The 11,536-nt window shown below is 61.3% G+C and carries 9 protein-coding genes and 1 pseudogene; 3 read left to right on the plus strand and 7 right to left on the minus strand.

The features are described from left to right. Positions 1–17 precede the first annotated feature (17 nt). Complete coding sequence (locus B5D61_RS23305) at positions 18–1,100, minus strand: sugar kinase (RefSeq protein WP_078815825.1); 1,083 nt, start codon at positions 1,098–1,100, stop codon at positions 18–20. A gap of 201 nt (positions 1,101–1,301) precedes the next feature. Between B5D61_RS23305 and B5D61_RS23310 the strand changes: the two genes are divergently transcribed. Next, positions 1,302–4,040 carry a phosphoenolpyruvate carboxylase gene (locus tag B5D61_RS23310; RefSeq protein ID WP_078815826.1) on the plus strand — a complete coding sequence of 913 codons (2,739 nt, stop codon included), beginning with the start codon at positions 1,302–1,304 and terminating at the stop codon, positions 4,038–4,040. 276 nt (positions 4,041–4,316) lie between these two features. Here the strand turns inward: B5D61_RS23310 and B5D61_RS23315 are convergent, their stop codons facing one another. Both B5D61_RS23315 and moaC read right to left on the minus strand, forming a co-directional pair. Beyond that, on the minus strand, positions 4,317–4,811 hold the full coding sequence (locus tag B5D61_RS23315; protein WP_078815827.1) for a MogA/MoaB family molybdenum cofactor biosynthesis protein: 495 nt from the start codon (positions 4,809–4,811) through the stop codon (positions 4,317–4,319). 9 nt (positions 4,812–4,820) lie between these two features. Next, positions 4,821–5,276, minus strand: coding sequence for a cyclic pyranopterin monophosphate synthase MoaC (moaC, locus tag B5D61_RS23320; protein WP_078815828.1), 456 nt, complete (start codon positions 5,274–5,276; stop codon positions 4,821–4,823). An 86-nt stretch (positions 5,277–5,362) separates the two neighbouring features. Here moaC and B5D61_RS23325 point away from each other — a divergent pair, with 86 nt between their 5' ends. Beyond that, positions 5,363–6,769, plus strand: coding sequence for a DUF1501 domain-containing protein (locus B5D61_RS23325; protein WP_078815829.1), 1,407 nt, complete (start codon positions 5,363–5,365; stop codon positions 6,767–6,769). Between the two features lie 68 nt (positions 6,770–6,837). On the opposite strand, the gene B5D61_RS23330 is transcribed toward B5D61_RS23325, so the two are convergent. Continuing rightward, a complete protein-coding gene (locus B5D61_RS23330) occupies positions 6,838–7,404 on the minus strand; it encodes a hypothetical protein (protein ID WP_078815830.1) in 567 nt (188 codons plus the stop codon). Positions 7,405–7,549: 145 nt separating this feature from the next. Continuing rightward, complete coding sequence (locus B5D61_RS23335) at positions 7,550–7,789, minus strand: hypothetical protein (protein ID WP_078815831.1); 240 nt, start codon at positions 7,787–7,789, stop codon at positions 7,550–7,552. A 327-nt stretch (positions 7,790–8,116) separates the two neighbouring features. Here B5D61_RS23335 and B5D61_RS23340 point away from each other — a divergent pair. After that, a pseudogene (locus tag B5D61_RS23340) lies at positions 8,117–8,548 on the plus strand (DUF1501 domain-containing protein); the annotation flags it as partial. 660 nt (positions 8,549–9,208) lie between these two features. Here the strand turns inward: B5D61_RS23340 and B5D61_RS25920 are convergent. Together B5D61_RS25920 and B5D61_RS23355 are read right to left on the minus strand one after the other, a co-directional pair. After that, positions 9,209–10,693, minus strand: coding sequence for an NACHT domain-containing protein (locus B5D61_RS25920; RefSeq protein ID WP_176159633.1), 1,485 nt, complete (start codon positions 10,691–10,693; stop codon positions 9,209–9,211). A 168-nt stretch (positions 10,694–10,861) separates the two neighbouring features. Next, positions 10,862–11,536, minus strand: a 675-nt coding sequence (locus B5D61_RS23355; RefSeq protein ID WP_078815625.1) for a transposase, incomplete at its 5' end; no start/stop codon positions are given.

The following is an 11,536-nucleotide window of genomic DNA, read 5'->3' on the forward strand; positions in this document are numbered from 1 at the left end:
TGCACGAGGACTTCACCTCAACGCTGGACCTTGGAGTCACCACCTTCGGCCAGCTTTTGCACCTCCACGAGGGTGGCCATGCTGGTGTCGCCGGGGGTGGTCATGGCGAGGGCTCCGTGAGCCGCGCCGTAGTTCACCGCCTTCTGCGCGTCGCCTTCCTGAAGCAGACCTGCGACGAGGCCCGCGACAAAGCTGTCTCCGGCACCGATGCGGTCCAGGATGTCAAAGCGCGGGTAGTTACGGCTGCGGTAGAACTGTCCCTCGTGATAGCAGAGCGCACCCCAATCGTTGATGCTGGCGGTGTGGACCCGGCGTAGGGTGGCGGCGATGGTTTTGAGATTGGGGAACTCGGCCACCAGTTTCTCGATGGCGGGACGCAAGGCGGCGTCTTCAGCGGCAAAGATATCTGATTCGCCTGGAGCGACAGCCCCAGCGGTCGGGGGCTCATCGCACAGCACGCCAATCATCACATCAATGTAGGGCGCCAGCTTGCGGTTTAGCGCCTGCGCGGCGGGGAAGCCTCCGCGCTCCTGCCAGAGGGAGGGGCGGTAGTTCAGATCGTAGCTCACCGTCACCCCATGACGTTTGGCCGCTTCACAGGCCTGGATGGTGAGCTCGGCGGTGCTTTCAGACAGTCCGGCAAAGATGCCCCCGGTGTGCAACCAGCGGCAGCCGAGCGTGCCAAAGAGATGATCGAAATCGTAGTCGCCCGGCTTGAGTTGGGAGGCGGCACTGTGTCCGCGGTCCACGCTGCCTTTAGCGCCGCGCACGCCGAAGCCACGCTCGGTGAAGTTGATCGGATTGCGCACGCGCTTGCCCATGCCGTCGTAGGGCACCCACTTGACGAGGCTGGTGTCCACACCGCCCTGGAGAATGAGGTCTTCCAGCAGGCGTCCGATTTCATTGTCGGCAAAGGCGGTCAGGATGCCGGTGCGGAGGCCAAAGCAGCGTCGGGCTCCTCGAGCCACATTGTATTCTCCGCCGCCTTCCCAGGCCGTGAATTGACGGGAGGTGCGGACACGGCCTTCACCTGGATCAAGGCGCAGCAAGACTTCACCGAGGGACAGGACATCGAAATGAGGTTGGCGGGGCAGGGACATGTGGGGGGAGATATTGGAGCGGGGACGCCCGGGAGCAAGAGGGGAGAGGGGGATTCGGTGAACGGAGTGCAGATTTCAGTGACCAGGAACTGAAGCCTGGGGCCACCGAGATCCGTTACTGAACACGGTTGACTGAAAACTGAATGCGGATCACTCCTCCCGCTGGCACCCGGCATTCTTCCTGCTTAAAGGTAACGCGACATGACACCGACCAACCCACTGCGGGAGCATGGCTTCCGCCTCCTCGAAGACGAACTGAAGTTCCTGATGGAAGCTTTTGCCAACGTGCTGCGCCGTTTGGGCGAGCCCGATCTGGCCAAGAAGCTGCCTTGGGCGGGGAAGTGTGAAGGGATCGGGGATGCACCGGATCGTGCTTTGGGTCAGGCTTACTCGATTGCCTTTCAGATGCTGAACATCGTGGAGGAGCGCGCGGCAGCTCAGGTGCGGCGTCTGCGGGAAAAGGAGCGTGGGCCCGAAGCGGAAAAAGGCCTGTGGCCGGATAACCTGAAGCAGATGCAGGAACTCGGCCTGAGTCAGGAAGAACTGATCGGCGTGCTGCGGGATGTGCTGGTGGAGCCTGTGCTGACCGCCCACCCCACGGAGGCGAAGCGTGAGACCGTGCGCGAGTTGCATCTGGAAATCTACAGCCTGATGAACAGGCACGAGAACCCCTCCTACACCCCCCGTGAGCAGCTCCGTCTGCAGGGGCACCTGGAGACTCGGCTGGAGAATCTCTGGCGCACGGGGGAGATCCACGTCACCCGGCCCACCATCGATGCGGAACTCCAAAACGCGCTGCACTACCTGCGCGAAGTCTTCCCTGAGGCGCTTTCCCGAGCGCATATTCATCTCCGCGAGGCCTGGATTTCCGCAGGCTACGAGGCGGCCGTGGTGGATGAACTGCCCCCCCTGCTACGCTTTGGCACGTGGATCGGTGGAGACCGGGATGGACACCCCTTTGTCACTGCTGAAGTCACTGCCCGCTCGCTGAAGTCATTGCGCAAGAATGCCCTGCGTATCCAGCGCCGCAGCCTGGAGCGCTTGGCTGTCCAGTCGCCCCTGAGCTCGCTGTTTCAGAAGACACCGCAGGTGCTTGAAGACCTGATCGAACGCCTGACTTCGGGATTGCAGGCGGAGTCCACGCTGGACCTGACCTACATCTTGGAGCGCAATAAAGAAGAGCCCTGGCGTGCGGCCATCTATCTCATGCGGGCCAAGGTGGTGCTGGCCATGGAGAAACCGGAATCTCCTGCCGCCTACAAAGAAGCGCCTCAACTGGATGCAGACTTGGTCGCCTATGCAGAGTCTTTGGAGGCAGTGGGGGCTGGCGGCCTGGTGAAGGAATTGATCGTGCCTTTCCGCAGGCAGTTGAAGGCCTTCGGCTTCCACTCCGCCATCCTGGATGTCCGTCAAAACTCGGCTTTCCATGAAAAAGCGCTGGATCAGCTTCTGCGTGCGGCGGGCCTCATGGATGATCGTCCGCTCAGTGAATGGCCGCTGGAGGAGAAACGCGCGCTTCTGTGCCGCGAGTTCCTTTCCCCTCGTCCGTTCTTGGCTCCTGGCATGTCCGCCGGTCCCGAGGCCGATACGGTGCTGGCCTGCTACCGTGTCATTGCCGATCACCTACACACCTACGGTTCTGCCGGTCTGGGCGCACTGATCGTCTCCATGACCAAGAATGTAGAAGATCTGCTCACCGTCTACCTTCTGGCACGTGAAGCGGGCTTGACTGAATGGACCCCTGAAGGCCTCCGCTGTCCGCTGCCGGTGACTCCTTTGTTTGAGACCATGGATGACCTGGAGGCTGGTCCCGGCATCGTGGAAGCTTTCCTGAAGCATCCCGTCACTCGCCGGAGCCTGCATCCTGAGAATCCCACGCTGCAGATCATGGTGGGCTATTCAGATTCCAACAAAGACTGTGGCATTCTGGCCAGCCAGTGGGCCCTGCATCGGGCTCAGACACAGCTTTCCGCCACCTGTCAGTCGCATGGTGTGAAAGCGGTCTTCTTCCATGGTCGAGGTGGCACCGTAGGCCGTGGGGCCGGTCCGACCCATTGGTTCATGGAAGCTCTGCCTCAGGGCTCCCTGGGCGGCTGGCTGCGCATGACCGAGCAAGGGGAAACCATTGCCCAGAAGTATGCTCACCTGGGCTCGGCGGTGTATAACATTGAGCTTCTCATGGCCTCGGCGGCCTCCGCCACCGCTCGGCATCGCCATTCGAAGTCTGCACCTGCCGCCATTCATGCCATCATGGACGGCCTCGCGGAAAGCAGCATGCTGACTTATCGTAGCCTGTTGCATGCGCCGGACTTCATGAAGTTTTACCGCTCTGCGACCCCGATCGATGCCCTGGAGCATGCCCGCATCGGCTCACGCCCGAGCCGCCGCACAGGTCAGGCGACGCTGGATGACCTCCGCGCCATCCCCTGGGTCTTCTCCTGGACACAGTCCCGGTTTTATCTGCCTGGTTGGTTCGGTGCCGGTTCCGCTTTGGTTTCGCTCCGCGAGAGCAGCACCTCGAACTTCGAGGCTCTGCGCGGGTATCTCAAGGAATCCGCTTTCCTCCGCTACGTGCTGACCAACATCGAGAGCTCACTCGTCAGCGCCAATGGCGAACTCATGAGTCTCTATGCTAGCCTCGTCCCCGACATTGCTGTGCGCGATAGCTTCCTGGGCACCATCCTGACGGAATTCGCCCGCACCCGCGAGGTGCTGGAGGATCTCTTCCAGGGCACCTTCGCCGAGCGTCGTCCGCGTCTGGCTTACACGCTGGAGATTCGTGAAGAACCTCTGCGTGTGCTGCATCATCAGCAGGTGAGCCTGCTGCGTGAGTGGCGTGCCTGCTTAGCAGCAGGAGAAAACGAAGGTGCCGAGGCCATGCTGCCAGACCTGCTCGTCTCCATCAATGCCCTGGCCTCAGGCCTGCGCACCACGGGTTAGACGGGCTAACCAATAACATCGAATCCGCGAAGCGTCTCGGAGTGCGGTGGCAGAGAGGCAAGGGCAACCTTGCCTCGGCGACACCGCTTTATCAGAGTCAAAGCTTTCTGGGATGCACGTTCCTGTGAGGGCCCGAAGTGCATAGGAATGAAATTCCGTGCTTCGTTATGCTTTGGCGTTTAGCCATGTGACGACTGATAAAGAGTCCACAAGGGCGGTGTGGCGCTATCGCTTCCCACCGCACTCCGGGACGCTCCGCGAGGTTCCACACCGCCCCTAACAACTTGTCGGCACGCGCTGGGCCAGCTTCACGGCGTGGGGGATGGCGCCGAGCACGAAGCTGAGGCACTCCACAGCGCCTTGCGGTTTGCCGGGCAGGGCGATGACCAGGGCGGTGTCCACTATCGCGGCGAGGCTGCGACTCAGGATGGCATTGGGCGTGATCTCTACGGAGCGCATGCGCATCAGCTCCCCAAAGCCGGGGATCTCCACCCGTAGGATGCCGCGAATGGCCTCGGGCGTGACATCGCGAACATCCACGCCGGTGCCTCCGGTGGTGAGCACGAGTCCGCAGCCTTGGCTAATGAGCGAGCGGATGGCGGCCTGGATACGCTCCAGGTCATCCGGCACGATCACCTCGCCCACCACTTGCCAACCATATCCCTCCGCTGCGTTGCGCAGGGCCGGGCCACCGAGGTCTTCATAGATGCCTTGGCTGGCGCGATCTGACACGGTGATGATGCCGACGAGGATGGGGCTGGTGGACGACATGGAGGCGAGTTAGGGCAGGGGAGTCTTGGTTTTCGAAAGCAGGCGGATGTCGCTGATCTCCATCGTCTTGTCCACGGCTTTGCACATGTCGTAGAGCGTCAGCGCCGCCACACTCACGGCCGTCAGCGCCTCCATCTCCACCCCTGTGGCAGCCGTGGTTTTCACCAGTGTGGTGATGGCGATACCTGTGGCCTCGATCTGGAAATCCACCGCCACCTTGCTGAGCGGGATCTGATGGCAGAGCGGGATGAGATGCTGTGTCTGCTTCGCGGCTTGGATACCGGCGATGCGCGCCACGGCCAGGACATCGCCTTTCTTCAAGCCATTGTCCTGGATCAGACGCAGCGTCTCCGGCTGCATGCGGATGTGCCCGGCGGCGCTGGCTTCCCGCAGGCAGGGGACCTTGCTGGACACGTCCACCATGCTGGCTTGGCCGGATTCGTCGAGATGGGTGAGAGATGACATACTTTGATGATGGCAAGTTATCCTCCCATGCTCAAATGGAAGCGTGGCGATAAACAGGCACGGGCAGGACCGTAGATTGCTTACATATGGCCCCCGCCTTTGACAATCGCTTCAGTCGCCGCACGCTACTTCAGCGTTCAGCGGTCGGTTTTGGCTCCCTCGCACTGCGTGGGCTGATGAGTGCCGCTGAGACACCGAATCCCCTAGCGGCGAAGAAACCTCACTTCCCAGCGCGGGCCAAGCGGGTGATCTTCCTCTTCATGAAGGGCGGTCCCTCGCATGTGGATACCTTCGATCCGAAACCTTTGTTAGACCGGGATCATGGCAAACCGCTGCCCTTTGCGCTGCCACGCGTCACCTTTGCGAAGACCAGCACCCTGCTGAAATCCCCCTGGCAGTTCCGGCAGTATGGCGAGAGCGGTCTTCCAGTGAGCGATCTCTTCCCCCATGTGGCCCGCTGTGTGGATGATCTCTGCATCATGCGCAGTCTGCACGGCACCAACCCTGCGCACGGCGGCGCTTTGCTAAAGCTGCATACCGGTAGCGATACCTTCGTGCGCCCCAGCATGGGGGCCTGGATCAGCTACGGCCTGGGCACGGAAAACTCCGACCTACCTGGCTTCGTCACCATCTGCCCCACGCTCGCCCACGGTGGCGTGAATAACTGGGGCTCCGCCTTTCTCCCCGCTTGGGCTCAGGGCACCCCATTGGGCAATGCCAGTGTGCCTGCGGATCAGGCCGTCGTGCGTCACATCCGCAGCCCACTCAGCACCTCCGCCTTGCAGCGCTTGCAGTTAGACATGGCAAGCAAGATGAGCCGGAACCATCTCCACATGACCGGGGAGGACGCGAATCTAGAGGCTCGCATCGATTCCTTCGAGCTTGCCTTCCGCATGCAGACCGCCATGCCCGAGCTGCAAGACATCCAGGGAGAAACCGAGGCCACGCAGAAGCTCTACGGCATGGATGACCCCACCACGCGCAACTTCGGTCGCCAATGCCTCATGGCCCGCCGTTTTGCCGAGCGCGGCGTCCGTTTCATCCAGGTCACCCACAGCGATGCCAACGTGCAGTGGGATCAGCATGGCGACCTCATCAAAGGCCACACCAAGAACGCCGCCGAGGTGGATAAACCCATCGCCGGATTGCTCTACGACCTCAAGGCCCGAGGCCTCCTGGAAGACACCCTCGTCATCTGGGGCGGCGAGTTTGGCCGCACCCCCACCGCCCAAGGCGGCGACGGTCGCGATCACAACCCAGAAGGCTTCACCATGTGGATGGCCGGCGGCGGCGTGAAGGGCGGCATCGCCTACGGAGCCACCGACGACTACGGCTACTTTGCCCAGGAGAATAAAGTCCACATCCACGACTTCCACGCCACACTCCTCCACCTCCTCGGCCTTGATCACGAGAAGCTCACCTACCGCTACGCCGGCCGCGACTTCCGCCTCACGGACGTGCACGGCCATGTGGTGAAGGATATCTTGGCGTGAGCGCCTAGAGGGTAGAGCGTTTGGTCGCCTACTAGCCCACTTCCAACCTGTCTCAGACTCCAAGGCGCCTAGGGATTATCAGAGGACGACGATGCTTTGGATTTTGGTCTGGCGGCGACGAAGCGGTAATCAGGTTTGAGTGAAGTCTTAAAGACTTCGTCAAATAGCTTCTGAAATGAGACATCATTAGCATCACTGCCGATGGTCATGATTTCCTTAAGACCGTCGTGAGAGATCAAATAAGTGGTGATGGATTTCGAGCCGCCGCCGAAACTCCATGAGCAATGTAGCAATTTACCACCTGTTTTGATAGTCTCTGTAACCATCATTCCGTGGCCAAGGCTTCCGATTCTCGTGAATTTTCCATCCTTGCGCGCGAGGTAAACGGTGGCCACTCGCCCGCCGGTTCCTGAGGTGGCCGCATTGGCGAAGAGTTGATCCAATAATCCGTCCTCGTTTAAATCCATTTGGCAGGTCGAATAGCCACCACCTTCGACATCAAACTCTGATCCATACGTCGCCAGATAGTCCTCGGCAGGGGTCGTCACTACAGCGATATCGTTGCGAATGTCTTCCCCTGATGTGATCGAGGTGAAGAGTGTCCAAGTCAGAGCAAAGGATAGAAAGAGTCTCATGGTGAGTTGAGATTTTAAGCTTGGGATAGCTGGATGAAAGACGATGCTCGTATGGGTTCTATTACTTGACGTCGTTAGCGCTTTTTTGTTCGTCATTGTTTGTGACAAAGCGTTCACTTCTACGGCGTGTTTTAAAATTGGTTTGTTAGGAATAACGAGCAGATGCCGAGGAATACAAAGCCATGAAGGAGACATCGGTTTTGTCGTAGGGCGTGGAGATGCGGCGCATCCGTTGGATCTTCTCAAGGAAGTTCTCCACGCCTTGCCTTTTCTTGTAGAGTTCCTTGTCGTAAGTCGCTGGGGCCGCCGCGGTTATGCAGGCCTTCATGCCTTTGCTGGCTAGCATGAGCTCGCGCAAGGCATCGCTGTCATAGGCCTTGTTCATGAGAGCCCTCCTGACCTCAAAGTCTTCTACCAAGGCTGGTGCGTGCACGACATGGGCCTCCGTTCCCGTCGGCAGGATGAATGATTGCGGCTAGCGACGCCTGTCCACGGCAGCAGGCAGCTTCGTGTTGAGCCCCCGTTGGTGTGGCTCATCGCCTGCATTTCCGGGCCTCGGGCGGGGTTTGCACCATCGCAGTGAACTTTGACGTGGGAGGAGTCGATCATGCCAAGTTTTTGCCGCCATGCCATTCATCTGCTGCATGGTTAGGTCCCAAAGTCCTGCTTCGGCCCAGCGGCGGAAGTGGCCATCAACAGTTTCTCAGGCAGTGCCAACGTGCAGTGGGATCAGCATGGCGACCTCATCAAAGGCCCCACCAAGAACGCCGCCGAGGTGGATAAACCTATCGCCGGATTGCTCTACGACCTCAAGGCCCGTGGCCTCCTGGAAGACACCCTCGTCATCTGGGGCGGCGAGTTTGGCCGCACACCCACCGACCAAGGCGGCGACGGTCGCGATCACAACCCCGAAGGCTTCACCATGTGGATGGCCGGCGGCGGTGTCAAAGGCGGCATCGCCTACGGAGCCACCGACGACTACGGCTACTTTGCCCAGGAGAATAAAGTCCACATCCACGACTTCCACGCCACCCTCCTTCACCTCCTCGGGCTCGACCACGAGAAGCTCACCTACCACTACGCCGGTCGCGACTTCCGCCTCACGGACGTTCACGGCCATGTGGTGAAGGATATTTTGGCGTGACCGCTTGTGCCTCGCAGCGTCCCATCTCTGGTAGGGACGATCTGCGTCTCGTCCATGACTAGCGGTGGCGAAGAGGGACGACTCCATGAAGCGCGGAGCGTCCCGGAGTGCGGTGGCAAGCCCTCAGGCGCGACACCGCTCTTGGGGCGTGAATGAGCTCTATACTCCTCCAACCTCTAAGCCCCAATAGCCCTCCCTCTTTCATCTGCTATCCCGCATCGGCTCTGTCCGCACCCCAAGCGGTGTCGTCGAGACACGGGTGCTCCGTGTCTCTCTGCCACCGCACTCCGGGACGCTCCGCGCCTGCGCAGGCTGCCACGACGAAGCGGGCGCTAGCGGAGGGGTCCGCACACTCCGTGTGCGGGTGACCGTGCCGAAGTCCATGTGGGGAGATGATCACCCCTCGATCGTGAAGTCTCCCCAGCTCCTCACCGAACCCCCGCCCGCCCATCCTTGCCCTCGCTACCCACTTCAGTGGCTCCAGCGATGACCTCCCCGCCAGGACTGCAGAGCCGCCTTCCGCACACGGAGTGTGCGGGCCACTTCGCTGTGCCGCCGCGCCCCCATCGGCGCTCAGAGACTGAGCGCCCTACCCCGAAGCCTTTCGCCCAGGTAGGGAGCTTGGTCCCCCAGCTCCGGTCTGGCGTTATTCTTGTGGCTCTATTGAATGATGTCGCACTCAGGCAGGGCTTTCCTCAGTTCCTCCACCTGCTCCTCCGTTACCCCCGAGCAGCCACTGAGGTCAAGTATCCGCAAGCTGGAGAGTCCCGCCAAGGGAGCCAGGTCGCTGAGGCCCGTGCACCCAATGAGGTAAAGCACCCACATGCCAGAGAGTCCCTCCAAGGGAGCCAAGTCGCTGAGACCCGTGCAGCCAAGGAGGCCAAGCGACTGCAAGCCGGAGAGTGCTGCCAAGGGAGCCAGGTCGCGGAAGCCCGTGCAGTTAAGGAGGTTAAGCGCCCGCAAGTTGGAGAGTCCCGCTAATGGTTCCAGGTCGCTGAGGCCCGTGCAGTTACTGAGGTCAAGGTCCTGCAAGCCGAAGAGTCTCGCCAAGGGGGCCAGGTCGCTGAGGCCCGTGCAGTTACTGAGGTAAAGCCACTGCAAGCCGGAGAGTCCCTCCAAGGGAGCCAGGTCGCTGAGGCCCGTGCAGCCGGTGAGGTCAAGCAGCTTCAAGCCGGAGAGTCCCGCCAAGGGAGTCAGGTCGCTGAGGCCCGTGCAGTCATGGAGGGACAGCCTGTCCCCAGGTGCGGCCTCCACGGTGGCGCGGAGGCTTTGGAGGACAGCAGCCTGGAACTCGGAGGGCTCCAGCAAGGCAGGTGCGGCTCCTGACATCCACCAGTCATCTCCCCGGTCCAGATGCAGCCGCCAGAGGTGGTTCCAGAGCTGCTGACGCAGAGGCAGGGGGAAGTTCACCTGGGGATCAATGGAAAGGGTGGCCAGCAGGTGCTGGGCGGTTTCCGCCAGAGTCACTCCGGGCTTGATGGGGAAGAGCCACTTGCGCAGCGTCTGGGTATCGGAAACGCTGTCCGCGAGCCGCTCGGCCAGGAAGAGAAGGGGCTCCCGCCAGAGGGTCTCGGCGGCATGTTTGGCGAAGTCGGCTTCTTCTAAGACCAGGGGCGCAATGGGGACGGGCTCTGGGATCGAGTCGAGCAGATCAAGGTCATCCTCAGTCCCAGCCTTGAGATTGAGCAGGCGGCGGAACTCCCGCTCCAGCCAGCAGGCGGTGTAATACTCCTGAAAGGACAGGTGGGCGAAGGCATACTGCTCCTGCCCCTCCTGCATGCCACGGGGAAGGAGTAGGCCGGAGCGGTCGGCAATGTGACCGATGAAGGTGGTCATGGCCTCGCGGTTGAGGGCATCCTCGCCATGCCCGAACTCAGGGCAGAGCCAAGCCTCCAGATCCCCTTGAGACACGATGACCTCGCCTTTGGCGTCCTCATCGTCTTGGCCTAGCCGCCGCATCTGCATCTGCATGGCGATGATGGCCAGCAGCTGTTCCTTTTCCGCCCGTGTGTAGGGCACGGGTGCGTCGATGCCCTGAGTGCGCCGAGCCAGATCAATGCCCTCCAGATAAGCCTCCGAGATGGCGGCATACACCTTGGCTCGCCCATGCGGCAGGCTGGCGCGGTGCCGGTAGAGCAGGGCCATGAGCAGGAGCAGATTCGGCACTCGCCCGATGGTCCCCGTGCTGGCATGTCCATGCACCGCCTGCACAAACTCCCGTGCCCGCACTGGCCCCTCCGAGTCGCCTAACCGAAGCTTAAACCAATGCTGGGAGAAGTCCCGCTGCTGGGTATCATCCCAGCAACTGTGTTTTCAAGCAAGGGAAATTTGAGGGTTTTTGAGGGCTGCGTTGAGCAGAATGAGGAGTTTCCTGGCGACGGCGATGAGGGCTACTTTGGCCGGTTTGCCAGCCGTGCGCAGCCGTTGGTAGAAGGCTTTGAAAACCGGGTTTTTGCGCACGGCATTCAGGCTGGCTAGGTAAAGGGTACGCCGCACGGGGGCACGGCCGCCGCTGATACGGCGCTGGCCCCGCCACTGGCCGCTGTCGCGGTTGAACGGTGCTAGGCCTGCAAGTGCCGCGGCCTGCTCGCGTTTGAGGGAGCCGAGTTCGGGCATGTGGGCGCACAGGCACAGGGCGCTGCGCCAGTCGATGCCAGCCGCTTCATCCAGCCGTTGTGACCTGGCCTGAAGTGCGGCGTTTTCAGCGGCGACTTCGCGCATCAAGGTTTCGAGTTTGACGATTTCCAGGTTCAAGTTGGTCATGAGGCGTCTGATCTGGGCCGCCAACCAAAGGTCGGCATGTTGACGCAGGCGGGTTTTATAGCGGGCGCGCTCCTCAACGAGGCTGTCGCGCTGGGCCACCAGCAGGGCCAGACGGGCAGTGGCGGGATCTGCGGGTGGAGTGGTCGCAGGCTTGAGGGCGGAGCCATAAGCAGCAAGGATGGAGGCATCGATGCGGTCGGTCTTGGCCAGGCGGTTTTGAGCGCG

This window comes from Prosthecobacter debontii (assembly GCF_900167535.1).
In the GTDB taxonomy this organism is placed as follows: domain Bacteria; phylum Verrucomicrobiota; class Verrucomicrobiia; order Verrucomicrobiales; family Verrucomicrobiaceae; genus Prosthecobacter; species Prosthecobacter debontii.